We start from the raw sequence: 26,989 nt of genomic DNA on the forward strand, positions 1-26,989 counted from the left end.
GAGCACAAAAAAGGAAAATCTCAAATTTAATCGGCAAGCGCCCGAAGTTAATTCTAAAATTAAAAAGCAACCAAGCTCCCATAAGAAGCCCGGTCGCCTAAATTTGCATTGAAGCCAAACGTCAAATTTGAAAATTCGGCTCCAAATTTTGTCTTACATAAAGACCGGTATCGTCGTATTTTTAAGGAAATATCTCGAAGTACCGCTCAAAAATATCTCCAAAAAGCCGTTTTCGCCGTATCTGCCCGCTACGATAAGATCAAATCCGCCCTCTTTAGCGCTTCGCAGCAACGCCTCGCCCGGCACCGAAGTCGTGCTCACGACCTCGTAAGTCGCCTGTATGCCGTGCAGCTTTAGATACTCTTCTAGTTTTTTTAGATTTTCCTCTGCGCTACCGTCGCCAGAATGCGGCATGCAAGTGATGCAATGCACCTTTTTAGCTTTTTTTAGCAGCTCGATCGAGCTGCTCACGGCGCGAGAGTTTTGCGTCGAGCCGTTCCAACTAACCAGGATATTGTCAGCCTTAAAGCTCGTTATGCGCCTTGGTATCGTGATAGCCGTTTTGCCGCTTTTTAGCACCGCCGCTTCAAACGTACCCGTGATCTTGCCGTCAAGCGGTACCGCGGCAACTACCATATCGCAAAATTTAGACTCCTGCTCGACCACAACGCTTCGCTTACCGCTTTTTGTGGTAAATTTAGCCGTCGTCTTGCCCTCGATCGGCTCGTCGCTGATCTGCACGTCTAGCTCTTCGCAAAGTTTATGAAAAATGGTCTCGTTGCGTTCGTGCTCGACGCCAAGCTCCGCTTTCGCCGCCTTTAAAAACTCATCATAAAGCACGCCGCCTCGAAGCGTCATTTTCATGTTATAAACGACGCCTGGATCTAGCTGGCAAGCCAAAATCTCGATGTGGCTGTTGAAATGCTTAGCGACCAGCAAAGCTCCTCTGATACGCTCTTTTACGTCGTCGCCCGCGCCGATTGGGAAAAATATTTTTTTATACTGCATCGGTTCTCCTTTAAATTTATTGCGCTAGAGAAAGGGAAATTTTGTGCCCTTTTTGCTCGCTGATTTTTACTTTGACCTTATCGCCGGCTTTTAGAGGCGTTTTGATTTTTGAGATATGCAAAAGTCCGTCCACGCCGCCCGGAAGCCCGATAAAGGCGCCAAATTCTACCACGCTTTTTACTTCGCCCTCAAATTCGTCTCCGACATTAAATTCAGGCGTTTTGTGAGGCTTGCCGTCTCTGCCGCCTCTTTTGCCGCCAAAGCCCTTGCCGCCGTCTTTTGAGACGATTTGTATGATGTAATCTTTAGCCGCATCTACGCTTGATTTTTGCGCACCGGCGATCTTTACCTCGCCTTTTTCGCGGTCAAGATCGATGGCGACGTCAAATTTTTCGATGATCTCTTTTATCGTTTTGCCGGCTTGCCCGATGATGTCCACGATCTTGCCAGGATCAACGCTAAAAAGCTCTAGTTTAGGCAATATGTCTTCGTTTACGGAGATATTTTCGTTTGCTTTTTCCATCAAATTTAATATATGCAGCCTGCCCTCGCGCGCCTGCAAAAGCGCCTCTTTTAGCACGTCAAGGCTGATACCGCCCAGCTTTATGTCCATCTGAAGCGCGGTTATGCCGTCTTTGCTACCTGCGACTTTAAAGTCCATATCGCCGTCGTGATCCTCTAGCCCCATTATATCGGTTAGAACAGCGTGTTTCTCGCCCTCAAAAATCAGTCCCATCGCAACGCCAGCTACTAGTTTTGGTGTATCGACGCCTGCAGCCCTTAGCGCCAAAGAACCGCCGCAAACGCTAGCCATCGAGCTAGAGCCGTTACTTTCTAAAATTTCTGACACGAGTCTAATGGTATAAGGCGAATTTACGTCGATACTAGGTGCAAGGGCGCGTTTAGCGAGATTGCCGTGACCCAGCTCGCGTCTGCCCGGAGCCTTTAGCGGACTAGCTTCGCCGACGCTAAAGCCCGGGAAGTTGTAGTTAAACATAAATTTATCCGTCACGGCGCCTTTTTCCGTTAGCATATCATACATCTGCGCGTCGCCGTCGGTGCCTAGAGTCGCCACCACGAGTGCTTGCGTCTGGCCGCGGGTAAAGAGGCAGCTGCCGTGAGCGTTTGGCAGGATATTCGTCTCGATGCTGATCGGGCGGACCTCCTTGAGCCCTCTGCCGTCGGCGCGTACGCCCTCGTTTATGATCTGCTCGCGGACGATCTTTTTCTTAAATTTAGCTAGGACGTTAGAGATGACCTCCTCCTCCCAGCCCTCTTTTTGCGCTACTTCGTCGGTCAAGATTTGTTTAGCGATCTTTGTTAGCTCGCTGGCGCGCTCGCTTTTAGCCATCTGATTTATCGCAGCTTTTACATCATTTTTGTAAAATTCGTTTAGATAAACCGCGACGCTCTCGTTTTCGATCTCCGGCTTTAGCTCTAGCTGCGCGTCTTCTTTTTTATGCTGACTAAACGCCTCCTCGTAAGCATTTGAGGCGCGAAGTATAGCCTTGCCCGCCTCCGCGATCGCCTCCGCGATGAGATCTTCGCTAAATTCATTCATGTCCTGCATCGCTATCACACCGCCGCCCAAATTTGGATCCATCATAGGATCTAGCGCGATAGGCACTATCTCGTCTTTTTCCGTCGCGATACTTCTCATCTCGATCATCAAAAGCTCGTCTTTAACGCCTGCTACGTAAAGATCGAGCGCCGAAGTTTTTAACTCGGAGTTGCTAGGGTTTATCACAAATTTGTTGTCTATATATCCCACGCGCACGCCGCAAACAGGCGCATTTACGGGGATGTCGCTAAGATAAAGCGCGACCGAAGCGGCATTTAGACCGACGACTTGCAGATCGACTTCCGGATCGCAAGATAGCACCATAACGACGATTTGCGTCGGATATGCGTAGCCTTTTGGAAAGAGCGGACGAAGCGAACGGTCGATGATACGCGAAGTTAGCGTCTCAAAATCCCCCGGCTTGGTTTCTCTTTTTACGTAGCCGCCGGGAATCCTACCCGCTGCGTACGTTTTTTCGATATATTGCACCGTTAGCGGTAAAAAATCCTCGCTAACTTGCGTATCTTCGCGAGCGACGGTGGCTAAAACGACGGTGTTTTTTACGCGCAAAAGCACTGCGCCGCTAGCTTGCTTGGCGACTTTGTCTATATCGTAAATTTCAACTTGATTATTGACTTCTATTGAATACTGCATGCCCTAATATCTCCTTGTTTTTGTAATGGTATATAAAACGGACTCTCCTCTAATATGGAAAGCACGGTTTCTGGTTTTGGTTCGATTTTGTTTTCGTAGTAAAAATCCACTTCGATAAAATTTGCGATCTTGTGCACGGCGTAAATTTCATCCACCAGCGGCGCGATAGCTGCGGCGACGTCGGTAGCTATGAGCGGCGTAGCGTATGTGACTGATTTTACCCGCTCGCGCATGAGCGTTTTTAGGCAAGTTAGCGCCGTGAGTCCCGTCTCGCAGCCCTCGTCGATGAGCAGGATGTTTCTATCCTTTAGATCGCCGATTAGATTGCCTTTTCTAAATTTATAGACGTTTTTTAGGATCTTTTCGTCGTACTTACGGTCAGCCTCGCCGTAAACGAAGTCGTAGCTAATGCCAAAGCTCCGAATCAGCTCGTCGTTTAGCACCACGTCGTCCTTTTCGCTAACCATCGCTATTTCGCACTCGGGGTTATTCGGCGCAAAAATGCGCTCGCAGAATAAAATCTCGTAGCTCAAATTTAGTCCGCGAGCCACGCTATCGACCATGATGACCGAGTCTATAGAGCTACATATCATCAGATATTCGCCCGCGACCAGCTCTTTTTTGGGCAAAATTTCAAGTAGCTTATCGGCTGCTTCGAGCTGATTTTCAAACATAAAGTCTTCGTAGCTACTCATTGCCGCCCTGCGTTGTCTGTCCTACCGAAAAGTCGTAATGCACGCCGCCCATCGGATAGAAATTTATAAAGAAGTAAACGCCTCTTGATTTTTTGGCGGCTGTTCCTCCTTTAACAGTAATCGGTTCAAGCTCCTCTTCGTAGACGAAGGTGTAGTTCCAGCACTTTCTGCGGTGAGAGACGCCTAGCTGCCACTGTTTGTTATAGTCGCGCTCGAGGTCGTACTGAGTACCGCTAAATAGTCTATAGTTATGCGGAAGCTCGACGTAACCGTTTAGGTGCAAGTAGTTTTGTTTTTCCTGCGCATTTTTTCTTTGCATAGTGTGCCAGAGGCTAGCGCCGAATTTATCGTGCGTATAGCTCGCGCCGCTTTGGACTTTTTCAAAGTATTTATTCACGTACGAATACTCAAGTCTGTTGTAAAAAGACAAATTCGCCAGCGGATACCAGCCGATGATGTTTTTCAAATTTGAGCGCTTGTTTTCTTTGGTGTAATAACCCTGCGAAATCGTATGGCGTAAAAATTTCCTTCCGTCTTCGTTAAAGAAATACTGCGTCGCTCTAGCCAAAATTTCATCTCTAGTGTGTTGAGGGTTGATGAAGCTCTGATGTTTTCGTCCGAGCATATCATAGACGTATACGTTGCCGTCATCTTCGGCCGTCTCGTATCTGTCTGGCAAGTCGCCTTCATTATATGCCTTAACCACATAATCTACGCCCAAATTTAAACTATGATAAAAGCTCTCATAAGCCTTAGCTAGGTCGGTGTAGAGCGAGAGTTTGTGGTAGTTTTCTATGTAGTTTGCACTCTTGTCCTCATCTCCGGTCGGGCGGTACATTTTGTTTGTATAGTCCACACGAGTGGCGTATAAATAGTGATAATACGAAAATTTAAGATAATCGTCCGCTAAAGGTAGGTGAAAAGAAGCCGGCAGGTTAAATTCGTACTGCGTCGCTTTTACGCCGATTTTTCTCGTGTAGTTATGCGAGTAGAGATCGACAGAATAAAGCACGTTCGGCAAGATGAAGTTGTCGGTAAATTTATGATACTGAAAGCTCGGATACTCTTGAAGCGTATCTTTGTTTTCGTTTGGACTACCGATTTTTGAGGTATCCGTGTAGTACCTAGCATATGCGCCGAAATAGTGCTTGTCGCTGCTTAGAAAATAGTTTAGTTTTGAGGTTACGAGAGGGTTATCGTCGCTACCCGAGCCTCGTTTTTTCAAATTTATATAGTCGACGTCGTTTAGCGCCGTCGCATCGAGCCATAAGCCTTCCTGTAAATCCTCGTTTATTAAGTGCTTAACGAGTCTATCTCGCTCATATTTTATATCAGCGCCTTTATGCGTTTTGTTTTTCAGAGGGAGTCTTAGCGAGTTTTTCTCGATCTGTCTTTGGCGGTAGCCCTCGGTATCTCTAAAAGCACCAAGCGTCACCGAGCCTCTAGAATAGGGCGAATCGGCAAATCTAAACGTGCCGTAGATACCCGTACCGCGTCTAGTGCGAATTTGCGGATCAAACTGTAAGTCCCAGCTGTCGTATTCGGCGATATAGATCGGTTGTTTGTAGTAAAATCCATCGTTTTTACCGTAACCAAACTCCGGCGGCAAAAGCCCGGTACGTCTGCGAGTATCGGTTGAAAAGCCAAAATACGGCAGATAAAACACGGGGACGTTTCCGACGTAAAATACGGGGTTAAAAAGGTGTAAAAATTTACTCTCTCGGTTTAGTTTGCCGCTGCTAAATTTGATCTTCCAGTCTGGGTCTTGGACGTTGCAGCTTGATACGACCGCACCGTTTACTCTGTAAAATTCGGACGTACTGTTGCTCTCGTCGCTTTGCATCCACACTTCCATGTCGCGGTTCATCATAAATAGCGTCTCGTAGTTACTATCTTTGCTGTTTAGATCGATCTTTGCGTACGAGCAGCGCGAGATTTCGTCCTTATTTCTTATCAAATTTACGTTACCGAAAAGCTCCAAAATCTCTTTTTGCTGATCGTAAACGGCTCTATCCGCGCTCATCAAATAATCTTGCGAATAAATAAGCACGTTTTTATCCGCCGTAACAACGCCGTCGTCGCGCTTTACGTCATCGGCTAAAAGCTCGAAATTTTGAACGGCATAGCAACTAAAAGCCCCGAAAATAAGCGTCAAGAAAATTCTAATAAACATTTATAACTACCGTTTTTGCGGCCTTATCTTGCCACGTTTGAAATAATGGATTTGAAAACGCCCAAGCAAAACCTAGGAAAAATGCGTTTTCGCTGATAATGCGTACCAAAGAGCGAGTGAAAGAATTTAACAAGTCAGGCTTATCAAGCAGATCGATATCCACGCACACGATCTTCATCGCGACCTTGCCGATACTAGCGCCGCAGTACCACGTAAAAAACGTCTGGTAAATAACCTCGAGCAAGACTATCTGCGGTATCATTTCCATAGCTAGTGCACTGATCTGCTCGTAGTCTAGACCGTCAAATTTCTCGTAGTAAACGGCATAAAACAAAAACGAGATGAGAAATTTATCTATCCCCCATGCGACGGCTCTTTTGCCGACGCTAGCGAGCGTGATATTTTCGTTTTCGAGCTTATCTATGACGCTCCTGCTCATTCGCGCCCTTTTAGCATTTGCCATGCGATATCTTTTCGGTACTGCGCGCCGTCAAATTCTACGTTTTCGCAAAGCTCATAGGCCTTTTGTTGCGCTTGTTTTATGCTTTTACCAAGCCCCACGCACACGAGCACTCGTCCGCCGTCGGCATATATCTCGCCGCCCTGCTCGCTCACGCCGGCAAATGCTATGTGCGAGTTTTTAGGCACGTTTTTTACGCTGATTTTGGCCCTAGGCGAGCTTGAAAAAGGATAATTTTTACTAGCCATCACGACTCCGACGGCAAATTCGTCTTTTAGCTTTACGGGTTTTAGATCGCCTTTCGCCGCGTTTAGTAAAATTTCGCCCAGATCGCCATCGATCAGCGGCATTAGCACTTCGCACTCAGGATCGCCGAAACGCACGTTAAACTCAAGCACGTACGGCACGCCTTTAACCACCATAAGCCCCACGAAAAGCACGCCGCAGAAAGGATTTCCTTCGGCCTTCATGCCTTTTAGAGTCGGTTTTACGACCTCTTCTTCGACCTGTTTTATTAGCTCGGGGCTTGCTAGCGGACTAGGGGCGTAGGCGCCCATGCCGCCGGTATTTGGTCCCTCGTCGTTATCTTTTAGGCGCTTATGGTCTTGCGCTACAGGCAGGCTAACGAAATTTTCGCCGTCGCAAATCGCAAAAAAGCTAAGCTCAAATCCGTCCAAAAACTCCTCCACGACCACGCGTTTGCCCGCCTCGCCGAAGCTCTCTCCGCTTAGCATACCCTTAGCCGCGGCCTTTGCTTCCTCGCGGCTTTGCGCGATTATCACGCCTTTGCCCGCGCACAGTCCGTCGGCCTTAACGACGACCGGAGCGGCAAGAGAGTCGATAAATTTAGCCGCAGCGTCGTAATCGTCGGTATTTAGATAGGCCGCCGTTCGGATAGCGTTTCTAGCCAAAAAGTCCTTCATAAACGCCTTGCTACCCTCAAGCCTGGCCGCAGCCTTGCTCGGTCCGAAAATATTTAAATTTCGCGCCTTAAAGATATCCACGACGCCGTCGCTTAGCGGCGCTTCTGGACCGACGATCGTTAGTTCTATCTGCTCCGTCTCGGCAAATTCTGCGAGCTGATTATAGTCTTTGGGGTTTAGATTCGTGCCGAGTTTTGAGGTGGCTCCGTTGCCCGGAGCAAAGAAAAGCTCGTGTTTGCGGGATTCTTGAAGTTTTAGAGCTATGGAGTACTCGCGCCCGCCGCTTCCGATTATCAAAATTTTCATAATTTCTCCAAAAATAAAAACCCAAGTGAACGGTGCGCATATAAGTGGCCCGAAAATTCAAAGCCAACCTTGCAAATAGGCGGTTCCTTTAGGTCGCAACTTCTCGCGCTCGCACGCTCAAACGAAGCCACGTCACACAGTTCCGCACATCTTCGCCGATACTAATGTGTTGGACCCTATAAAAATACGCTGCCAAATCACTCAGGCAAGGTTATTATATAAAATTTTAGCTTAAAGTAGCGTTTTTGCGAGGCTTACGCAGGAATTTATATTTTGCTGAGCACTCACTGAGGGCGAGGCAAAAATTTCCAGCTCTTTTGCCGTCGTAAGCCCGATAGCGACGGCTTTATAGCTCTCATCCCAGCCGAAATTTCGAGTAAAATTTCGCACCGCCGAGGGAGCCGTAAAAATAATCATAGAGTTTTTGGGCGGTTTTTGCTCCTCGTTAAGCGGTTTAAAAACGTTTTCGTAAGCGATTATTTGCGTCAAATTTACGCCGTTCTCTCTCAAAATTTCGCCCACGCTCGAAGCCGTCTCGCGTGCTCTTAAAAATAGCGTTTTTTTGCCCTTTAGAAGCGGTGCAATCTCGGCGGCAAAGTCGTTTCCGTGAGCGTTTTTTGCAGTGTAAATTTGAGCAAAGCCAAGCTCGCTAGCTGCGCGGCTAGTGCCGTCGCCGATGGAGTAAATTTGCAAACTAGCGGGCAAAATTTGATTAAATTTTAGCGCGTTTACGGAGTTTTTAGAGGTTAGAACCAGTGCGTCAAATTCAGCCAAATTTACGCTAAATCTATTAAATTTGATCTCGTTTAAAACCAGCGTTTTTACGCCCTCAAATTCCAAATTTGACCCGACCAGATAGATCATTTTCGCCCTTAAATTTATGATTTTACGACCAAATTTTACCGCAAATCCTCAAATTTTAAAAGCTGCAGCAAAAAGCAAATTTTATTTCGCCGCGTCGCGCCTACTTAGATACTCTTTTGTCTTTTGTTTTAGCGCTTTATACAACTTGCCGGCATCGTCTGCGCCGTATTTTTTCACCAGCCCGTTGTGAAAATCGCCCAAATTTTTACTCTCGAATGCAATTTTTCTAATCTCTTGCTTTTTTACCTCGTCTATCTTGATAGAAAGCTGCGGTTTTGCCGCATTTTCAGCTTTATTTTTTGCCTCGTTTTGCGACGCGGGAGCTTGCTTTGATTTTTGCGGCGGACGCTTGTTTGATAAATTTTGCCCTTTTTCATCCGCTTTAATATCCTCGCTAAAAGCTTTGTCGCTTAAATTTTGCTCCGCGTCTTTTGGCTGCTCGGCAGGACCTAGATCATCGCTCAAATTTGCTTCTACGGCCTTTGCCTCTTGCAAATTTTCATTATTTGTCGCCGCGCCGTTTTCGCTCTCTAAAGGTTGCGGTTTTTCGAACTCCGAATTTTGCGCGATTTGCGAGCTATTTTCTAAATTTTGCTCTTTTGTCTGGGCGATTTGAGCCTGTAAAATCTCGCCGCTTAAATTTGACTCGGTTTGCGGTTTTTCTCGCTCGTCAAATTTTTGCTCGTCGCCTTGAGTTGCCGGCCTAGATTTTGCGGAATTTGGTGCTGCAATACGCTTTACTTCGCCTTTTTGCGAGTTTTCTATTTGAGGTTTTTTGTAAATTTTCCTCGCATCCTCTTTTAACGCGTTATACACGCCGGCGCCGTTTTTGCTGCCGAATTTTGAGATAAATTTCATATGAAGCTCGCTCAGGCTACCTGAGTTTCGTATCAAGATCGCGATTTCGTCTTGATTTTCTTCTATGAGCTGTGCCGTATGCGAGCGGTTGAAGTCAAATTTGAGTTTATGAAATTTGCCGCCGTTTTTATCTTGTTTATTAAAAAACTCTATCACATCGTCGTAAAATTTATCGTTACTGACGATGTAAATTTTGCCTTTTTTGCGCGAGAGTTTGCCCATTAGAAACGTAATTATTTTATCGGCGTAATCCTTGTGAGCGCTTTGTAGGAGTATGATTTTTATTTTGATTTTTCGCGCCAAAAACCACGCCAAAACGGAGATGCTTAGCTTTTGTCTATCGTTAGTTACGATATAAATTTTATCTTTTTCTCCTAGCTTTTTTAGCGTCGCTAGATTATCTACGCTTATGTTTTCATCGTCTATTATAAATCTTGCCATATATTTCCTAAACGAGTCGGGGCAATCGCCCCGAAACTCTACATCTTATCTTTTGTTACGATAAGCAACATTTTAAATTTTTCCGGGATCTTTAGTCCGTGCGGGATTTTACCCGGAAGCACGATGGTATCGCCCTTTTTGATATCAAAATGCTCGTCGCCTATAGTTAGTTTCATCTCGCCGTCAAGCGCGATCAAAAGCGCGTCGCCCGGAGCCGCGTGAGTAGAGAGCTGTTGGTCCTTTGAAAACGATAGTAGCGACATCGAGCCGCTTTCGTTTTTGACGAGCGTTTTGCTCACGATTTTGCCCTCTTCGTATTCGACTGCGTCCACTAGGCTAAAAATAGCCGCCTTAGGTAAATGATCTATCATTAAGTCCTCCTTAAAATCGATTGAGACGTATTTCGTCGGTTCATTGAAAACTAGTTTTCGCCATACTTTTTTCTCTATCAGGCAGGCCTGTTCGCTGCCTAGATGCATTTGCTTTTCGCCGTAGTGCAGGCTCGCGCCGCCCTCTACGACCCACGCGAGGCTGTCGCAAAATAGCATCTCGTGATCTAGCTCCTCGCCCGTATCGAAAGCAAACACGTCGACGTGAGCGTTCTCGCAATCAAAAATTCTCTTGCTAACGACGCTTTTTGCGATCACTTTCGTGTCAGCGTTTAGATTATAAATTTTACTCATTTTTCTTCCTTTCGTAAATTTACGCGTCATTGTAGCTAAAGTTTTTGGACGATTTATTGATAAGGATTATCTCTTTTTGTCAAATTTGAGTCGTTTTAAAATAAAATTTAGGCGCAAAAACGCCTAAATTTTACTCCCACTCTATCGTTGCAGGCGGTTTGCTCGAGATGTCGTAAACTACGCGGTTGATGCCGTCTACTTCGTTTATGATACGGCGTGAGACGTTTTCTAGCAGGTCGTACGGCAAGCGCGAGAAGCTAGCCGTCATACCGTCGCTGGCATCCACTACGCGTATGCACACGGCGTTTTCGTAGGTGCGGTTATCGCCCATAACGCCTACTGAGTGCACGTTTAGCAGCACGCAAAACGCTTGCCATGTTTTGTTATACCAGCCGCTTGATTTTAGCTCGTCGCGTAGGATCACGTCGGCTTTGCGTAGCAGCTCGAGGCTCGGCGTATTTACCTCGCCCATTATGCGGATCGCAAGGCCCGGACCGGGGAATGGGTGACGGAACACGAGCTCGCGCGAAAGACCTAGCTCAAGACCGAGCTGGCGTACTTCGTCTTTAAAAATCTCTCTTAAGGGCTCGATCAGCTCAAAGCTCATCCAATCAGGCAGCCCGCCCACGTTGTGGTGGCTTTTGATCGTCTTGCTCGAGCCTACGACCGAGCTTTCGATAATGTCGGTATAGAGCGTGCCTTGGGCTAAAAATTTGACATTATCGTGCTTTTTGGCCTCTTTTTCAAAGATTTCAATAAAAGTTTCGCCGATTATCTTGCGTTTTCTCTCCGGATCTGTTACGCCAGCAAGCCTTTCTAGGAAAATTTTACTCGCATCTATGCTAACTAGCTCCACGCCAAGCTTTGTTCTAAAAGTCGCCTCGACCTGCTCGCGCTCGCCCGTCCTAAGTAGTCCGTTGTCGACGAAAACTAGGATCAAATTTTGCGGTATCGCAGCGGCTAAAAGCGCGGCGGTAACAGAGCTATCCACGCCTCCGCTAACAGCACAAAGGACTTTTTTGTTGCCCACGGTTTCTTTGATTTTAGCGATCTGGTTTTTGGCAAAACTGCCCATATTCCACGTGCTTTCGCAGCCGCAGATATATTTGGCGAAATTTTTTAAAATTTGAGTACCGAACTCGCTGTGTTGCACCTCCGGATGAAACTGCAGAGCGTAAAATTTGCGTTTTTCATCGCCAAATACGCAATAAGGCGAATTTTCGCTAGTCGCGATCGCCTCAAAGCCGTTAGGTAGGTTTTTTACGAGGTCGGAGTGGCTCATCCAGACGATTTGCTTTTCAGGCGTATCGGTAAAGAGCGGATGGGATTTTAGAGCGTTTAGGCTTGCCTTACCGTACTCTTTGTGAGAAGCTGGAGCGACCTCGGCGCCGAATTTATGCGCCAAAAGCTGCATGCCGTAGCAAATGCCTAAAATCGGTAGCTTTAGCTTAAATACGCCCTCGTCGCAAAAATACGCATCCGGAGCATAAACGCTAGCAGGACCGCCGCTTAGGATTATGCCTTTTGGTTTTTTCGCTTTAATCTCCTCGACCTTGACGTTAAAAGGCAAAATCTCGGTATAAACGCCCTGCTCGCGTAAGCGTCTAGCGATGAGCTGGGTATACTGCGAGCCAAAATCCAAAACTATTATCGTGTTATTCATGAGCGTCCTTTAAAAATATAAATGCAAAATTTCAAACTGCACGTACCAAATCGCCACGGATACTACGTAGCCGACTACTACAGTCCAAGCAAGCCTCATATGCGCACCGAAGGTATAGATGCCCTTTAGTTTGCCCATAACGCCAACGCCTGCGGCAGAACCGAAGCTTATCATCGATCCGCCGATACCCGCAGTCAAGGTAACTAGCAGCCACTGGCTTAAATTTTCGCCCACATCCGCGCCCATCATAGGATTTGCTTTTAGTACGGCAGACATAACAGGGACGTTATCCACGATTGCAGATAGGAAGCCGACGCCGATATTTACGGCAGTGGCGCCGAATTTATCATAAAGAGAAACGGCGTAGTTCAAAAATCCGACGAAGTGTAGCGCGCCGACGGCGGCAAGGATGCCGAAGAAAAAGAAGAGCGTGTTGTTTTCGATCTTTGACATATAGTGAAAGACGTGCATCGGCTCTTCGTTTTTATTAGTTTTTTTGTAGATATAGGTATAGATGCTAAGAAGCGAGAAGCCAAACATCATGCCCCACATCGCAGGCAAGTGGAAAAGCTGGTGCATCATAACTGCCGAAAATATCGTAAATGCGCCAAGACCGATAACGACTTTGCCGCCTTTTTTGATGCTTACTTTCGGCTCTGTCGCAGGATCAAAGTGCGGGCTACCCGCAGGTACGATGCGCGCTAGCAAGAAAGCAGTAACTAGCCAGCCGATAAACGAAGCCGGGAAAAGCGCGAAAAAGTCGATAAACGGAGCTTTGCCCGCAGCCCAAGCCATCAGAGTCGTGATATCGCCGAACGGACTCCATGCGCCGCCCGCGTTTGCGGCGACGACGATGTTTATCGCTCCCGCAACTAGGAAATTCGTATTATTTCTATCTATCGTTAAAAGTACCGTGGAGAGGATGAGAGCGGTAGTTAGGTTGTCGGCGACGGGACTGATGAAAAACGCCAAAACGCCGGTTAGCCAAAAGAGTCTTTTGTATGTGTAGCCCTTTGAGACGAGGTTGTATTTTAGCGCATTAAACACGTCTCGCTCGATAAGCGCCTCGATATAGGTCATAGCAACCATGAGGAAAAATACGATCTGCGAAATCTCTAAAATCAGGTGATTTACCTCATTTTGTAGCAAATGCACATCTAGGCCGTTTGCCAGCATATAAAAGCCGATGAGCAAGAACATAAAAGTGCCGATAAATATGGCCGGCTTAGCCTTATCGATGTGAAAATTTTCCTCCGTAGCGATGAAAAAATATCCCACCACGAAAATAATTAGGCTCGCGATACCCACCCACGTAGTCGTTAAATTTAAAGCCTCGCCCGCAGCGTCGCCGCTACCAAAGGCCAAAGCGAAAAACAGACTCAAAAGTCCGACGATCTTCATTTACTCTCCTTAATTTATAGTTTATTTATTTTTTCGGTTTTGCTGTTTGATGGCTCGGACGGCGCTTCGTAGAACGGATCGCCCTTGTGGCCGCAGCCCGCTATAAAAATTAACAAAAAAAATGCTAAAATCGCCTTATGAAAGACGCTAAGACTATTATTCGACATATTGTTGATAATCCTTTTTATAAAGAATTAAAAAACCGTAGCGAATGCGGGGAATTTTTACAGCTTTTAAGCCTAAATCATCGCAGACTCATCGCCTTTTGCTACGAGAAAAACGGAGTTTTGTTTTTCGCCCTGTTTCATCCGTTAGGACTTCAGGAATTAAAAAGCGATAGTAGTATAAAAATGTTAAAAGGCTTATTAAAAATCTATTCTAGCGTAAATTTTGACGGCAGGCTCGCTCGCGTAACGGACGTTAAATTTTTTGTGACAAAGCATTTAAAATTTAAAAAAGCGACCGACCCATACGAAAAAAAGCGAATTTTTACCTACGCCGAGCCGGCCAAGGGAGAGTTTGTCAATTTAGCCAAAAGCGAGCGGATTTTCGAAGGATTTGAAAAAATTCGCCTTGCTATAAAGCAAAATTTAGCCAAAGAATCAAGCGGGGCGCGATGAAGCAAATTCGGCCGAATTTAACCCCAAACGGCAAAAGCTCAAATTTACTAGCGGGAGTCAAATTTTGCTAATCGACGAGATCCGCTCGCTACCCGCCCAGCCCGGCGTTTATCAGTATTTCGACAAGGCCGGCAAGCTTCTTTACGTCGGCAAGGCTAAAATTTTAAAAAACCGCGTCAAAAGCTACTTTTCATTTACGCCAAGTCTCGCCCCCTCGCCCAAGGTTAGCCCGCACATCCACAAGATGATCAGCGAGGCCGTACACCTCGAGTATATCGTGACTCCCAGCGAAGCCGACGCGCTGATACTGGAAAACTCCTTCATCAAGCAGCTACGGCCAAAATACAACATCTTGCTGCGCGACGATAAGACCTATCCGTACATCTACGTAAATTTGGACGAGGATTTCCCGCGCTTTGAGATCACGCGCAAGATCGTCAAAGGCAAAAACGTCAGGTATTTCGGGCCGTATTTTCGCGGCGCGCGCGAGCTTTTAGATGCGCTAAGGCTGAGCTTTAAACTCGTGCAAAGCAAAAGCGCGCTCAAAGCCACGGGCGCATATCTGCCCTATCAGATCGGCTACTCCGAGGCCCCGCTTATCAGTAAAATTTCGCCCGCAGACTACGCCAAGGTCGTAGAGGGCGCGATCGCGGCGCTAAACAATCCGCTTTCTATGCTGCCAAAGCTCGTAAATTTGATGAACAAATATGCCAAAAACGAAAACTACGAGCAAGCCGCCCTCGTGCGCGATAAGATCAACGCGATCAAGGATCTAGACGTCAAAATCGAGGTCGATCTGGCTAAACTTGAGGATTTTGAGGTTTTTGCCGTGGGCGCGGAGCAAAATTTGCTTTGCGCGGTGCGTTTTAGCGTGCACGGCGGCAAAATCAGCGGCGTGTATCAAAATATCACGAACGCCAAAATGAGCTCGCAAGGCGACCTAAACGACGCGTACAAACAAATCGTTTTAGAGAGCTTCCCGGCAGGCGCGCCCGTCGTGAGCGCCAAAATTTACGCACTCGAAGCATTTGAGGATGCAAGTCTAGTAGAGGAGATTTTGACCGCTCGTCACGGCCGTAAATTTAGCATCTCCGTGCCTAAAATCGGCGAGAAAAAGCACATCTGCGAAATGGCGCTAACAAACGCGCAAATCTTTATCCAAAAATACCTAAAAACCCACGACGACGCATTTTTGGACGAGTTAAAGGAGTATTTCGGCCTAGCCTGCGCGCCGTATGCCATCGAGACTTTTGACAACTCGCATATGTTCGGCGCGGCCGCGGTCGGCGCGATGGTGCGCTTTGAGCACGGCAACTTCGCCAAAGAGCACTACCGCCACATGCACCTCTCCCACGCAAACGACTACGATCAGATGCGCCAGATGCTTACAGAGCGCGCTTTGCGGTTTGACAAGCTTAGTCCGCCCGATCTCTGGCTCATCGACGGCGGCCAGGCGCTACTGGACCTCGCCTCGGACATCATCGCTAGTAGCGGCGCAAATGTCGATATACTAGCCATATCAAAAGAAAAAATAGACGCCAAAGCCCACCGCGCAAAAGGCGGCGCGAGGGATAAAATTTACGCTAGTGGCGGCGTATTTACGCTACCAACGGGCGACAGACGGCTACAGTTTTTCCAGCGACTTCGCGACGAGGCGCACCGATTTGCCATTACCTTTCATCAAAAAACCAAGCGCAAGGAGGATCTAGGCGCTAGCAAGCTAGCAGACGCGGGCGTATCGGCTGGCAGCATCGTAAAGCTCGTTAAATTTTACGGCAGCTTTGAAGCAATAATGACCGCAACGAGCGAGGAGATAGAAAAGGTGACGAATAGGAGCGTGGCGGCTAAAATCGAGCAACTAAAAGAGAGTGAAATTTGAAGAAATCTCGGGCTAATTTTGTAAATTTGCTCTCAAATTTTGAGCCAAATTTAACGCGTTCGTTTTTGTCAAATTTGGAAGCGTAAATTTTGGCTTGCCGTTTTTGAGTAAATTTCGCCGCAGTTATTTGCAAATCAATCCGTCAAATTTGACACAAAACGCAATCAAATTTGATCGCTAAACCTAAAATTTACGCGAGCGATTACGTAGCGCAAATTTAAATTCCGCGCCGCCGAGAAGGTCTGCTTCGACAAATTTAGCGTTTCGCGGCTTTTTCTACCGCTTGCGCCGCGTCGCAACCATCTTTCCAGCCGTAAGCGCACGCCTTTTGCAGATAGTTTTTTGCGCTAGTTACGTCTTTTTCGCCAAGCATCGCGTTGTAGTAGAGTACGCCGAGGTTAAAGCAAGACATCCCGTCCTTTGCCTCGCAGGCTTTGCGCCAGATTTCGCCCGCTTTTTGCGCGTCTTTTTTGACGCCAAACCCCTGCTCATAAAGCGAGCCTAAGTTCGCGCAACCTAGCAGATAACCGCTATCGCAGGCTTTTTTATAGAGCTTGGCAGCCTTTGGCTCGTCCTTTTTTACCCCTTCGCCTTTGCTATACGCTACGCCCAAATTTACGCAGGCGCGCACATACTTCCCGTCGCAAGCTTTTTTAAACAGCGCAAACGCCTTTTCGTAGTTTTTGTCCAGGTCGCACTCCTCAAGCTTGATGCCGATGTAGGCAAGGCCCAAGTTGTCGCAGCTCTCAAAATCGCCCGCGTCGCAACCTTTTTGCAGCCAGCTCGTATCGCACCCCGCCGCGTTTAAAGAAACAGCCGTAAAAGCGGCTAAAAATATAAATTTATTCATCTTGTATTTTAACGTCAAATTTAACGCACCACTTTTGTAGCCGGCGCAAATTTAAGCCCGAGCGACTGAGCAAATTTGACGAAATATTGCACTCGTCAAAAGTCAAATTTGACCTGAATTTACGCCTTTTTGCCCTTTTTCTTGCCTTTGTCGCCAGGCTCTTCGCCCTTAAACCACCCTTTTATCTTGTCCAAGATTCCTTCGTCTTCTTCTTCGTCGTAGCTTGCTTTGCCTGCCTTGATACCAAAGCTCTCTTGTAGCTGATTTAGTAGAGAGATTTGCTCACCCGTTAGCTCTTTTGGCGTTTTTATGGAGATTTGAGCTACGAGCCTGCCGTATCTTTTGCTATTTACGTTTTTCACGCCAAGGCCGTCAAATACGAACTGCTGCTTGTCTTTTGCGCCGACTGGTAGCTTGAGCTCGGTTGTGCCTTTTAGCGTCGGGATCGTGATCGTCTCGCCCAAAATCGCCTGCGTGAAAAATACCGGAATCTCGATGTAAACGTCGCTTTCGTGACGCACGAAATGCTCGTCGGCTTCAACCTCGATATGCACGTACAGATCGCCTCTGGCGCCCGTTGAGGAGACGTTGCCCTTTTCGCTCACGCGCATACGCATGCCGTCGTCGATGCCCTCGGGGATATTTACTTTGACGCTTTGGCGTTCTTCTTTGTAGCCGCTACCGCCGCAATCAGAGCATCTATCCTTGACCGTTTCGCCCGTGCCGTTACAGTACGGACACTCCTGCACGAAGCTCATAAAGCCCCTTTGCTGCGATATCCGGCCCCTGCCCTCGCAGTGCGGACATACGTGCGTTTTGCCGTCTTTCGAGCCGCTGCCTTTGCATGTCTGGCAAGGCTTTTTGATCGTAAAATCTATCTCTTTTTCGGTGCCAAACACAGCTTCGTTAAATTTGATCCTAAGAGCTATCTCTAAATCGAGCGGATATTTGTCGCTGCTTCTTTTATGACTGCTTGCACCAGGGCCAAATCCGCCGCCAAAAAACGAGTTAAAGATATCGCCCAAATCAAAATCCGCGCTAAACCCGCTAGAGCTAAAGCCGCCCCTGCCCTCAAGCCCGGCTTTGCCATATCTATCGTATATCGCGCGCTTTTCCTCGTCGCCTAGCACCTGGTAGGCTTCGTTTACCTTTTTAAAATTTTCTTCCGCCTCTTTGTCGCCTTGATTGCGGTCCGGGTGGTACTTTAGCGCTAGTTTTCTAAATGCTTTTTTTATGGTTTCAGAGTCGCTATTTTTGCTGATTTCTAAAATTTCGTAGTAGTCTATTTCCACAAAATCTCCTAAAATTTTATATATTTAAAGGGGCGATTTTAGCTTATTATTTATAAAAATTCAAAGCGGGGGAGAATTTTAAACAAGGATAGTAAATTCGGAAAAAAAATTTAACTTTTTTTGGTTATAATCATTTTCGTTAAATCTATTTGAAAGGCTTAAAATGATTAATGTTTTAATGATTGAAGACGATCCGGAATTCGCGCAAATCCTATCCGAGTACTTGAGCGATTTTAATATAAAAGTAACAAATTTTGAAGATCCTTATTTGGGACTAAGCGCCGGAGTGAAAAATTTCGACCTGCTCATCCTAGATCTCACCTTACCAGGCATGGACGGCCTAGAAGTGTGCAAAGAGATCCGCAGCAAATACAACATCCCTATCATCATCTCCTCTGCTCGCAGCGATATCAGCGACAAAGTCGTAGGCCTGCAGCTAGGCGCGGATGACTATCTACCGAAACCGTACGATCCAAAGGAAATGTACGCGCGCATAATGAGCCTAATCCGCCGCTACAAAAAGACCAACGAAGTGCAAGAAGAGGTCGTAGATACGCTATTTAGGATAGATGAGCGCAGACACGAAATCTACTACAACAACGAAAGCCTAACGCTAACGCCGGCAGAGTATGAAATTTTGAGCTATCTTATCAAACAGCACAGCTTTTCAGTCTCTCGCGAGCAGCTAGTTTATAACTGCAAAAGCCTAAAAGACAAGGACTCAAAGAGCCTAGACGTCATCATCGGCAGACTAAGAACCAAGATCGGTGACAGCTCAAAAGCGCCTAAACATATATTTTCGGTACGCGGAATAGGCTATAAACTCATAGGATGAGATACTCCTTAACCACGAAGATTTCGGTAGTTTTCGCGCTGGCGTTTTCGCTTGTTTGCATTTTGTTCTATACGTTTGCGAGCATACAGCTAGATAATGCGTTAGAAAAGATAAAAAACAAGCAGTTAAACGCGATAAACTACCTCATTGCCTCATACGAAAAATCAAATCCGCCTAGCGATTTGACTAATTATTTTAGAAATTTTGGACTAACCTACGTTAAAAGCGACAAAACCGTCGCAAACGTCATAAGCACGGGTAAGACTGTCTTTGCCAAGCAAACGCAGCTGGGACTATTTCAGTCGCTGCTTTTTCAGGATAGTTTGTACCTACAGATCAAAAATCCTTCGTTTCAAATTTTACTCGAAAGCGACGATACGAAAAACATAAACGATCCGATCTGGGTTGGTTTTATCCTCACGACGGCGCTTCTTGTATCGCTCTACGTTTCGGTGATGAAGTCGCTGATGCCGCTTAAAAAACTAAGCTCGGATATCAGGAAATTTGGCGCCGGAAACATGGACGTAAATATCGCCAAACCCGACTCCGACGACGAGATTGCCAAGGTCGCGATAGAATTTGACGCCGCAGCTAGCAAGATCAGGGAGCTTTTGCGCTCTAGGCAGCTGTTTTTACGCACGATCATGCACGAGCTAAAAACTCCGATCGGCAAGGGGCGCATAGTCTCAGAGATGGTGCAAAATCCTACGCACAAAACGCGCTTGATAGCGATATTTGAGCGGCTAGATATGCTCATAAACGAGTTTGGCAAGATCGAGCAACTACTATCCAAAAACTACGCGCTAAACTATCAGGAGTCATACTTTTCAAACATCCTTGATCAGGCGCGCGACATGCTGATGCTCGATAAATTTGAAGAAAAAGTGAGCGTAGATATCCGCCAAGATATCTTGTTGCGCGTGGATTTCGGACTCTTTTCGCTCGCGATAAAAAATCTCATAGATAACGCCCTAAAATACGCCGACGACAAAAAGGCGCAGGTTATTTGCGACATAGACGGTATCGTCGTGAGAAATCTAGGCCAACCGCTACAAAATCCTATCGAGTACTACATGCAAGCCTTTATCCGCGAAAAGGGCAGCAAAAGCAGCGGCATGGGGCTAGGCCTTTACATCATCGACCACATCTGCCGCATGCACAAATTTAGTCTAAAATACTCCTATGAGGACGGCTTCCACTCATTTAAAATTTGCACCAATCCAAAGGAAAGCGTTGAAAAAAGGGCTTGAGAAATTTAACGAACTCGTGGCGGCCTTTGAGCGGCTACCTGGCGTTGGCAAAAAGTCCGCCCAGCGCTACGCCTATCACGTCTGCCTAAAGGATAGCTTCGGCGGACTAAAGCTCGCGCAAAGCATTGAAGACGCCGTGAGATTTACTGGCAAATGTCAAATTTGCGGTGGGCTTAGCGAAGATGAAATTTGCGACATTTGCAGCGATGAAACGCGCGACAAGGAGCTGCTAGCCGTCGTAGAAAGCCCAAAAGACATCCTAGTTTTCGAGCAAAGCGCGATCTACCGCGGACGCTATTTCGTACTCGAGGAGATAACGCCGGAGCAAACCGAAAAACTACGCGATGTCATCCGCCAAAACGGCGTAACCGAGATTATTTTTGCACTAACGCCGGGACTTAGCAGCGATGCGGTGATGATATTTATCGAGGATAAGCTAAGCGGTTTGGGCGTTAAATTTAGCAAGATAGCCCAAGGCGTACCTACGGGCGTAAATCTCGAAAATATCGACCTTCTCTCGCTTATGAAGGCGCTTGATAGTAGGACGGAGCTGTAAATTTAACTCAAGCGCGTGAGGCTTTTTATAAATTTAACGCTACGTTTTTAAATTCGCTCGAATTCAAATTTAAGACTAGGCGAGCAAATTTCCGTCGTATTTCAAATAGACAAACCGCTTCAAATTTAACCCATTACCAAAACTAGTTAAATTTAGCACGCAGTCCGAAAATCAAATTTGATATACAACAAAGAACAAAAAGAGAAATTTACGACCCGAAGGCCGTAAATTTAAGCCGCCCGAAATGAGCGAGAGAAGTTATTTCGTAGTTTTTTGGATATACGAGAACTCGGAAATCTTCGTCCACTCGCGAGCTTTAGCCAAAAATGCTCTTTGCGAGTCCAAAATCTCCTTAAATAGCGGATCTTTGGCTGCTTCTTCGTCTAGGATCTCGTCGCTTGCTTTTCTAAGCGCGTCCATGACGTCCTGCGGGAACGAGCGAACCTCGATATCAGGATACTCGGCTTTCATCTTCGCCCAGTACTCGGCGTTATCAAAGAACGAGCGGCTATTTAGCATGCTAGCTACCTCGTTAGCCGCGGCCTCGATCACAGCCTGAAGGTCGGCAGGTAGCTTCTCGTAGGTCTTTTTGTTTACGAAAAACTGAGTTTGGCCGCTCGGCTCTTGCCAGCCCGTGTAGTAGTATTTAGCAATCTTGTGGAAGCCAAGACCCATATCAAACGCAGGGCTCACCCACTCGACCGAGTCGATCGTGCCCATCTCTAGAGCCATGTATAGCTCGCCGGTTGGGATAGTGTTTATCGTCGCTCCCACGCGCGCCATAACCTCGCCGCCAAAGCCGGGGATCCTGATTTTTAGGCCTTTTAGATCATCTACGCTTTTGATCTCTTTTTTAAACCAGCCGCCCATTTGCGTGCCGGTATCCCCCGCAAGGAAAACTTTGATATTGTATTTGTCGTAAACTTTTTCCTCTAGCTGCTTGCCGCCGCCGAATTCATACCAAGCGCGAAGCTCGGTCGCGGTCATACCAAAAGGCACAGCAGTGAAAAACATAGTGTTTGCGTCCTTGCCCTTGTAGTAATAAGACGCAGTGTAGCCGATATCGTACTGACCTCCCTTAACGAAGTCTAGGATACCAAACGGCGCCTTGTGCTTAGACGGATAGTCTATCCTCACCTCTAGCCTGCCATCACTTAGCGTCTCGACTACGCGTTTAAACTCTTTCGCCGCGTCGCCCAAAACCGGAGTCGTGCTCTCCCAGGTACTGGCTAGCTTTAGTTTATAGGTTTTGTCCGCTGCGTTCGCGCTTAGCGCTAAACCGAAAGCAGCCAAAACCGCTAAAAACTTTTTCATTTTTGCTCCTTAAAATAAATTGGCCGATTATACTTATTTTTTTTAAAAATTTGGTAAAATTGCGCAAAAAAGGGGCATCCATGAATAAAAAAACCAAAATCCTAGCCACGGTCGGACCGGCCAGCGAATCCATAGAGGTTATGGAGCAATTAGTTTTAGCCGGAGTCAATGCTTTTAGGCTAAATTTCAGCCACGGCACGCACGAATATCACAAATCAAATATCGACAAAATCAGGCAAGTAGAGGCGAAGCTCGGGCGCAAAATAGGCATATTTCAGGATATCTGCGGCCCTAAAATAAGAGTCGGCAAGCTAGACAGAAGCGAATTTAAACTAAAAATCGGCGATACGCTTATCTTCGTAAAAGAGGAAATAATCGGCGAGCAAATAGACGAAAATCACTATAAGCTTTGCATAAATCAGCCTCAAATTTTAGCCGCGCTAAAAACGGGCGAATACATCTACCTATGCGATGGACAAATCCGCGCCAAAATCACGCAAGCAAGCGCCCAACAGGTGGAAGCCGTAGTCGAAAACGACGGAGTGCTTCGCTCGAACAAGGGCGTAAATTTCCCAAATACCAAGCTTAATATCGAAGTTATCACGCCTAAAGATTTAAAAGATTTGGAATTTGGCGCCAAAAACGGCGTTCATTTCGTCGCGATCTCTTTCGTTCAAAACGCAAACGACATAAGAAAAGCTAGAGAGATACTAAAGGGCTTTGGCTCCAAAGCTCAAATTTACGCCAAAATAGAAAAATTTGACGCCGTGGAGAATATCGACGAGATCATCGAGGCCAGCGACGGCGTGATGGTCGCTCGCGGAGATCTGGGAATCGAGGTGCCCTACTATAAGGTGCCGACGATCCAAAAACTCATCATCAAAAAAGCAAACGAAGCAGTTAAGCCAGTCATCACGGCTACACAGATGATGCTAAGTATGGCCGAGCACGAAACAGCTACTAGAGCCGAGATCAGCGACGTGGCAAATGCCGTACTAGACGGCACCGACGTGGTCATGCTAAGCGAAGAAAGCGCGGTCGGCATAAACCCGGTCGCCGTAGTAGAAGCGATGAGCAATACCATAATCCAAACGCAGCAAATTTATCCTTTTAACAAATTTGATTTTGACCGCTACGACGATACGGATATGATGGCATCTAGCACCGCAAGGCTCGCCTCAGCGCTAAAAGTAGACGGCATAATAGCGCTAACCTCATCGGGCGGCTCGGCGGCAAAACTAGCCAGATACCGCACCGACATAGATATCATCGCCATAACGCACAACGAGCAGGCCGCGTATAGGCTAACTCTTTGCTGGGGCATAACGGCAGCGTTCGTGATAGAAAAGGAAGAAAGGCTGCACACGCTCATGGCCAAATCAATCAAAGCCGCGGTCGAAAAAGGCTACATAAAAGACGACAAAAGCTACATCATGACGGCTGGCTATCCGACGGGAGTGGCGGGCAGCTCGGACCTGATCAGGATTTTAAGAAAAGCTCAGATAGATTACTATCTAGAAGAAGCCGATAAGTAAAGGGCTTTTCGCATCGAGGCCTCGATTTTGGCCTCGTCAAGCGAGCCCTCGAAAAATAAATTTAACGCTAAAACCGCCTGAAAAAGTAGCATCTCAGCGCCGTCTTTATGCGCGAGCCCGCTAGCGGCGGCTAAATTTAAAAAAGGCGTTTTTTTACCGTAAATAACGTCAAAGGCAAATTTGCTTTCATCAAAAATCGGGCGCAAAATCTCGATCGGTGCAGGCAAATTTTCGTCTTTTAATCCCGCCGAGGTCGTATTTACGACGAGATCAAATTTGCCGCCATTAAATTCGGCAAAATTCATCCAGCTAAATTTTTCAAATTCGGCAAAATTTGCCAGCCTCTCCTCGCTTCTATTTAGTACGCAAACTCGCACGCCGCGGCTTTTTAGCGCATATGCGACCGCTCTAGCCGTTCCGCCGGCACCCAAAATGAGAGCCGAATTTATATGTCCAAAACTCTCTATCGCTCGCAAAAATCCCGGCGCATCGGTATTGTAGCCGTAAATTTTATCGCCGCGAGCTACGAGAGTATTTACGGAGCCGATTTTAGCAGCCGTTTCGTCTGGGGCGTCGCACTGCGCTAGCGCTGCTTCTTTGTGAGGTACGGTGACATTTGCGCCACTTAATTTTAGTTCTTTAAATTTAGAGATGAGTTGCGAGCCGTCTGCTAGCTCGTAGCGAGTATATAGGGCTTCGCGAGATAGACCCAGCTCGCCGAGAGCTAGGTTGTGTAGCCTCGGCGAAACGGAGTGAGAGATAGGGTTGCCGAAAACGGCAAAAATCATCATTTTATATTTACGATAAAGGCGTTTGAAGCCGCGCTTTGCTTGATTTTAGCAAGCTCGCTTTTTAGCTGCTCGCCGCTATAAGGACCAACTAGCACTTTGATAATCTCGCTACCGTTTACGTTCGTCCTATATAGCTTATACGCGTATCCTGCGGCCTTTAGCTTACCAAGCTCTGGTGCTTTTTCGTTAAAGTGCTTGACCGCAAAAACCTGTATGTAGCTACCGCTGTGAGCCTCGCCGCCGCTAGCTGCAGGAGCTTGTTTAGCCGGCTTTTGTTTAGCCGCATCGTTTTTAGGCTGTTTTGCAGCTTTTTCTTGTTTAGGCTCTTTTTGCTTTACTACGTTTACGTGCTGCTTAGGCTCGGCTTTTGGCTCGCTTGGTTGAGCGTTTGGCGCGTCATTTTGCTTTAAAGCACCCTGTATAGTAGAAGGCTCGGTCGGCGCAGGAGCTGCCGAGCCTGCATCTTGCTGCCTTTTGTCCTCTTTTTCCTTGAGCGCTTTTACCATATCCTCAAAGCTATCTTGACCTTTATTTTCAGGCACGATAGGCACCTGCTCAAAAGTAGGATTTGGCTGCTGCGCTTGAGGTTCGGACAGAGGAGGCGGAGCGACTGGAGGGACGTTAGTTTGCGCTACCTGAGGCGCAGGCTCGCTAGGCGGAGTGGTAGGCACACTCACTTGCTGCGGGATGCTTCGCGTATTGTCTGGCTCAGGCGGTAAAACCAGTCTAGAGTCGGTTTGCGCGACTTGATCGTTAGTCTCCGGCGAATTTAAAAATTTCATCACGATGAGAACAGCTAAAAAGATAATGACGAAAACTGCGACGAGGATGAGGATCCTCTTGACGTTTTTGCTCTTTTTATCCTCGTTGTTATCAAGCATGATGTCTCTTAGCTCGTTATACTCCATTTTTACTCCTTACATATGTTTTGACCAGCTTGCGCCGCGCTCTTTTTGATAGACCTTATACGGCAACGTCAAGATGTTAAATTCTTTCGGCATTTCCATCGTCGGAAACACTCTCCACTCTTTAACCAAACGCGAACTAAGCAGCATAGATAGCTTATTTGCGATCTGATAGCCCTCGTTTAGCGTCGTGTGGCCCTTGTGCACGTAAAGGTGCAAGTGTCCCGGCGTCTTGCTCTCGTAGGCGGTAAAATTTATAAACCCCTCCTCGCGGAACAAAAGCTGAGCTCGGTGCCAAAAGCGCTCAGGCATCCTGCCGTTGTAGTCAAAGACGATATTTTCGACCTTGTCGCCCGGCAGTATCAGCGAGTGCGCGACGGTAATCTTGCCCTCGTCGTGATCTTTTGTCACCTGATAGCTTAGAGGCTCGTTTATGAGCTCGAATTTATTAAAAAACGTCCGACCCTTATACTCGATCTTGCTTACGATATTATCGCGCTTGATCCAGTAGTGGCTCGTGTTCATTTTGATTAGCGCGGTGTCTATGCTCTGCATCAATAAGTCGCCCTATCGTAGATGATAAATTTGCTCGCAAGCTCTTTTAGCTCGGCTTTTACCCTGCTTTGAAGCTCGGCGTTATTGATATCGCTTAGTACGTCGGCGATTTTATTTGCAATGATCTCAAATTCCGCTTCTTTCATGCCGCGAGCCGTAAGAGCCGGGCTTCCGATGCGGATACCGCTCGTAACGAACGGGCTTCTAGTTTCGCCAGGGACCGTATTTTTATTTACCGTTATACCCGCATTTCCAAGAGCAATATCGGCGTCTTTACCGCTAAAATCGCGATTTAAAAAGCTCATTAAAACTAGATGGTTATCGGTACCGCCGCTAACTAGATCAAAGCCGCGTTTTACTAAAATTTCGGCTAGTTTTTTGATGTTTGCTTTGACTTGCTTGGCGTAAATTTTCCACTCCGGACTTAGGTTGTGTTTAAAGCCTACCGCCTTTGCCGCGATGACGTGAACTAGCGGTCCGCCCTGGATGCCCGGGAAGATGGATGAATTTATCTTTTTGGCGTACTCTTCGTTGTTTGTCATGATGATACCGCCGCGAGGTCCGCGAAGCGTCTTGTGCGTCGTCGAGCTAACCACGTCGCAGTGCGGAAACGGACTCTGATGCTCTCCGGCTACGACTAGGCCCGCGATGTGCGCCACGTCGGCAAAGAGTATAGCGCCTACTGCATCGGCGATCTCGCGGAATTTCTTAAATTCGATCTCACGAGTATATGCGCTTGCGCCGCATACGATCATCTTAGGTTTTACGATTTGCGCGATTTCCATCACTTTGTCGTAGTTTATGCGTCCATCAAGCTCCACGCCGTAGAAAAAACTCTGATAAATTTTACCCGAGCTGCTTACCTTTGCGCCGTGAGTTAGGTGTCCGCCGTGGCTTAGATCCATGCCTAAAATTTT

The 26,989-nt window shown here is 46.9% G+C and carries 24 protein-coding genes; 6 read left to right on the plus strand and 18 right to left on the minus strand.

What is annotated here, in order from left to right; translation table 11 throughout:
- Positions 1-153: 153 nt before the first annotated feature.
- From RWM02_RS03465 to nhaD, 11 genes are all read right to left on the minus strand, one after another.
- On the minus strand, positions 154-1,008 hold the full coding sequence (locus RWM02_RS03465; RefSeq protein WP_122862635.1) for a universal stress protein: 855 nt from the start codon (positions 1,006-1,008) through the stop codon (positions 154-156).
- A 16-nt stretch (positions 1,009-1,024) separates the two neighbouring features.
- Positions 1,025-3,223: a polyribonucleotide nucleotidyltransferase gene (locus RWM02_RS03470; RefSeq protein WP_314069144.1), complete on the minus strand. Its 2,199-nt coding sequence runs from the start codon at positions 3,221-3,223 to the stop codon at positions 1,025-1,027.
- Complete coding sequence (locus RWM02_RS03475; protein WP_314069146.1) at positions 3,208-3,918, minus strand: phosphoribosyltransferase family protein; 711 nt, start codon at positions 3,916-3,918, stop codon at positions 3,208-3,210. Before RWM02_RS03475 ends, RWM02_RS03470 begins: the two co-directional genes overlap by 16 nt.
- Positions 3,911-6,091 carry an LPS-assembly protein LptD gene (locus RWM02_RS03480; protein WP_314069149.1) on the minus strand — a complete coding sequence of 727 codons (2,181 nt, stop codon included), beginning with the start codon at positions 6,089-6,091 and terminating at the stop codon, positions 3,911-3,913. Before RWM02_RS03480 ends, RWM02_RS03475 begins: the two co-directional genes overlap by 8 nt.
- Entirely contained in the window at positions 6,081-6,554 is a 474-nt protein-coding gene (locus RWM02_RS03485; protein ID WP_390887724.1) for an RDD family protein, read from the minus strand. The genes RWM02_RS03480 and RWM02_RS03485 overlap by 11 nt, the downstream gene beginning before the upstream one ends.
- A complete protein-coding gene (gene purD / locus RWM02_RS03490) occupies positions 6,527-7,780 on the minus strand; it encodes a phosphoribosylamine--glycine ligase (protein ID WP_314069151.1) in 1,254 nt (417 codons plus the stop codon). Before purD ends, RWM02_RS03485 begins: the two co-directional genes overlap by 28 nt.
- A gap of 231 nt (positions 7,781-8,011) precedes the next feature.
- Positions 8,012-8,644: a uroporphyrinogen-III synthase gene (locus RWM02_RS03495; protein WP_314069153.1), complete on the minus strand. Its 633-nt coding sequence runs from the start codon at positions 8,642-8,644 to the stop codon at positions 8,012-8,014.
- Between the two features lie 81 nt (positions 8,645-8,725).
- Positions 8,726-9,943 (minus strand): PIN domain-containing protein, encoded by a 1,218-nt coding sequence (locus tag RWM02_RS03500; protein ID WP_314069154.1) that lies wholly within the window; start codon positions 9,941-9,943, stop codon positions 8,726-8,728.
- A 38-nt stretch (positions 9,944-9,981) separates the two neighbouring features.
- Entirely contained in the window at positions 9,982-10,626 is a 645-nt protein-coding gene (locus tag RWM02_RS03505; protein ID WP_314069156.1) for a cupin domain-containing protein, read from the minus strand.
- Positions 10,627-10,756: 130 nt separating this feature from the next.
- Positions 10,757-12,289, minus strand: coding sequence for a glutamine-hydrolyzing GMP synthase (gene guaA / locus RWM02_RS03510; RefSeq protein WP_314069157.1), 1,533 nt, complete (start codon positions 12,287-12,289; stop codon positions 10,757-10,759).
- A gap of 9 nt (positions 12,290-12,298) precedes the next feature.
- The gene (nhaD, locus tag RWM02_RS03515; protein ID WP_314069160.1) at positions 12,299-13,690 is read right to left on the minus strand and encodes a sodium:proton antiporter NhaD; all 1,392 of its coding nucleotides are present in this window, start codon (positions 13,688-13,690) and stop codon (positions 12,299-12,301) included.
- A gap of 350 nt (positions 13,691-14,040) precedes the next feature.
- On the opposite strand from nhaD, the gene RWM02_RS03520 reads away from it, so the two are divergent.
- Complete coding sequence (locus RWM02_RS03520; protein ID WP_314069162.1) at positions 14,041-14,310, plus strand: hypothetical protein; 270 nt, start codon at positions 14,041-14,043, stop codon at positions 14,308-14,310.
- Positions 14,311-14,374: 64 nt separating this feature from the next.
- Positions 14,375-16,189: an excinuclease ABC subunit UvrC gene (uvrC, locus tag RWM02_RS03525; RefSeq protein WP_314069164.1), complete on the plus strand. Its 1,815-nt coding sequence runs from the start codon at positions 14,375-14,377 to the stop codon at positions 16,187-16,189.
- A gap of 256 nt (positions 16,190-16,445) precedes the next feature.
- Here uvrC and RWM02_RS03530 read toward each other — a convergent pair whose 3' ends face one another.
- Both RWM02_RS03530 and dnaJ read right to left on the minus strand, forming a co-directional pair.
- A complete protein-coding gene (locus tag RWM02_RS03530; RefSeq protein ID WP_314069166.1) occupies positions 16,446-17,057 on the minus strand; it encodes a tetratricopeptide repeat protein in 612 nt (203 codons plus the stop codon).
- A gap of 101 nt (positions 17,058-17,158) precedes the next feature.
- The gene (gene dnaJ / locus RWM02_RS03535; protein WP_314069168.1) at positions 17,159-18,331 is read right to left on the minus strand and encodes a molecular chaperone DnaJ; all 1,173 of its coding nucleotides are present in this window, start codon (positions 18,329-18,331) and stop codon (positions 17,159-17,161) included.
- A 163-nt stretch (positions 18,332-18,494) separates the two neighbouring features.
- On the opposite strand from dnaJ, the gene RWM02_RS03540 reads away from it, so the two are divergent.
- The 3 genes from RWM02_RS03540 to recR are packed head-to-tail and all read left to right on the plus strand — an operon-like array spanning position 18,495 to position 20,972.
- Positions 18,495-19,166, plus strand: a complete 672-nt coding sequence (locus RWM02_RS03540; protein ID WP_002948262.1) for a response regulator transcription factor — start codon at positions 18,495-18,497, stop codon at positions 19,164-19,166.
- Positions 19,163-20,416 (plus strand): ArsS family sensor histidine kinase, encoded by a 1,254-nt coding sequence (locus tag RWM02_RS03545; protein ID WP_314069170.1) that lies wholly within the window; start codon positions 19,163-19,165, stop codon positions 20,414-20,416. The genes RWM02_RS03540 and RWM02_RS03545 overlap by 4 nt, the downstream gene beginning before the upstream one ends.
- Positions 20,400-20,972 carry a recombination mediator RecR gene (gene recR / locus RWM02_RS03550; RefSeq protein WP_122866749.1) on the plus strand — a complete coding sequence of 191 codons (573 nt, stop codon included), beginning with the start codon at positions 20,400-20,402 and terminating at the stop codon, positions 20,970-20,972. The genes RWM02_RS03545 and recR overlap by 17 nt, the downstream gene beginning before the upstream one ends.
- Before the next feature lie 258 nt (positions 20,973-21,230).
- On the opposite strand, the gene RWM02_RS03555 is transcribed toward recR, so the two are convergent.
- Positions 21,231-22,286, minus strand: a complete 1,056-nt coding sequence (locus RWM02_RS03555) for a TRAP transporter substrate-binding protein (protein ID WP_314069172.1) — start codon at positions 22,284-22,286, stop codon at positions 21,231-21,233.
- A gap of 80 nt (positions 22,287-22,366) precedes the next feature.
- On the opposite strand from RWM02_RS03555, the gene pyk reads away from it, so the two are divergent.
- Complete coding sequence (gene pyk, locus RWM02_RS03560) at positions 22,367-23,821, plus strand: pyruvate kinase (RefSeq protein ID WP_314069174.1); 1,455 nt, start codon at positions 22,367-22,369, stop codon at positions 23,819-23,821.
- On the opposite strand, the gene RWM02_RS03565 is transcribed toward pyk, so the two are convergent.
- The 4 genes from RWM02_RS03565 to RWM02_RS03580 all read right to left on the minus strand — a co-directional run.
- Positions 23,797-24,612 carry a shikimate dehydrogenase gene (locus RWM02_RS03565; RefSeq protein ID WP_314069175.1) on the minus strand — a complete coding sequence of 272 codons (816 nt, stop codon included), beginning with the start codon at positions 24,610-24,612 and terminating at the stop codon, positions 23,797-23,799. The genes pyk and RWM02_RS03565 overlap by 25 nt on opposite strands.
- On the minus strand, positions 24,609-25,520 hold the full coding sequence (locus RWM02_RS03570) for an SPOR domain-containing protein (RefSeq protein WP_314069177.1): 912 nt from the start codon (positions 25,518-25,520) through the stop codon (positions 24,609-24,611). The genes RWM02_RS03565 and RWM02_RS03570 overlap by 4 nt, the downstream gene beginning before the upstream one ends.
- A gap of 9 nt (positions 25,521-25,529) precedes the next feature.
- Entirely contained in the window at positions 25,530-26,072 is a 543-nt protein-coding gene (locus RWM02_RS03575) for a DUF1882 domain-containing protein (RefSeq protein ID WP_122863142.1), read from the minus strand.
- Positions 26,072-26,989: serine hydroxymethyltransferase (locus RWM02_RS03580; RefSeq protein ID WP_314069180.1), on the minus strand; the 918-nt coding region annotated here is incomplete at its 5' end. The genes RWM02_RS03575 and RWM02_RS03580, both read right to left, overlap by 1 nt.

Source organism: Campylobacter showae (assembly GCF_963515975.1).
Taxonomy (GTDB): Bacteria; Campylobacterota; Campylobacteria; order Campylobacterales; family Campylobacteraceae; genus Campylobacter_A; species Campylobacter_A showae_F.

Bases quoted from the DNA above. Each gene is read 5' to 3' on its own strand.
- RWM02_RS03465 (WP_122862635.1), bottom strand. From the start codon at position 1,008: ATGCAGTATAAAAAAATATTTTTCCCAATCGGCGCGGGCGACGACGTA.
- RWM02_RS03470 (WP_314069144.1), bottom strand. From the start codon at position 3,223: ATGCAGTATTCAATAGAAGTCAATAATCAAGTTGAAATTTACGATATA.
- RWM02_RS03475 (WP_314069146.1), bottom strand. From the start codon at position 3,918: ATGAGTAGCTACGAAGACTTTATGTTTGAAAATCAGCTCGAAGCAGCC.
- RWM02_RS03480 (WP_314069149.1), bottom strand. From the start codon at position 6,091: ATGTTTATTAGAATTTTCTTGACGCTTATTTTCGGGGCTTTTAGTTGC.
- RWM02_RS03485 (WP_390887724.1), bottom strand. From the start codon at position 6,554: ATGGCAAATGCTAAAAGGGCGCGAATGAGCAGGAGCGTCATAGATAAG.
- purD (WP_314069151.1), bottom strand. From the start codon at position 7,780: ATGAAAATTTTGATAATCGGAAGCGGCGGGCGCGAGTACTCCATAGCT.
- RWM02_RS03495 (WP_314069153.1), bottom strand. From the start codon at position 8,644: ATGATCTATCTGGTCGGGTCAAATTTGGAATTTGAGGGCGTAAAAACG.
- RWM02_RS03500 (WP_314069154.1), bottom strand. From the start codon at position 9,943: ATGGCAAGATTTATAATAGACGATGAAAACATAAGCGTAGATAATCTA.
- RWM02_RS03505 (WP_314069156.1), bottom strand. From the start codon at position 10,626: ATGAGTAAAATTTATAATCTAAACGCTGACACGAAAGTGATCGCAAAA.
- guaA (WP_314069157.1), bottom strand. From the start codon at position 12,289: ATGAATAACACGATAATAGTTTTGGATTTTGGCTCGCAGTATACCCAG.
- nhaD (WP_314069160.1), bottom strand. From the start codon at position 13,690: ATGAAGATCGTCGGACTTTTGAGTCTGTTTTTCGCTTTGGCCTTTGGT.
- RWM02_RS03520 (WP_314069162.1), top strand. From the start codon at position 14,041: ATGTTAAAAGGCTTATTAAAAATCTATTCTAGCGTAAATTTTGACGGC.
- RWM02_RS03540 (WP_002948262.1), top strand. From the start codon at position 18,495: ATGATTAATGTTTTAATGATTGAAGACGATCCGGAATTCGCGCAAATC.
- RWM02_RS03545 (WP_314069170.1), top strand. From the start codon at position 19,163: ATGAGATACTCCTTAACCACGAAGATTTCGGTAGTTTTCGCGCTGGCG.
- RWM02_RS03555 (WP_314069172.1), bottom strand. From the start codon at position 22,286: ATGAAAAAGTTTTTAGCGGTTTTGGCTGCTTTCGGTTTAGCGCTAAGC.
- pyk (WP_314069174.1), top strand. From the start codon at position 22,367: ATGAATAAAAAAACCAAAATCCTAGCCACGGTCGGACCGGCCAGCGAA.
- RWM02_RS03565 (WP_314069175.1), bottom strand. From the start codon at position 24,612: ATGATGATTTTTGCCGTTTTCGGCAACCCTATCTCTCACTCCGTTTCG.
- RWM02_RS03570 (WP_314069177.1), bottom strand. From the start codon at position 25,520: ATGGAGTATAACGAGCTAAGAGACATCATGCTTGATAACAACGAGGAT.
- RWM02_RS03575 (WP_122863142.1), bottom strand. From the start codon at position 26,072: ATGCAGAGCATAGACACCGCGCTAATCAAAATGAACACGAGCCACTAC.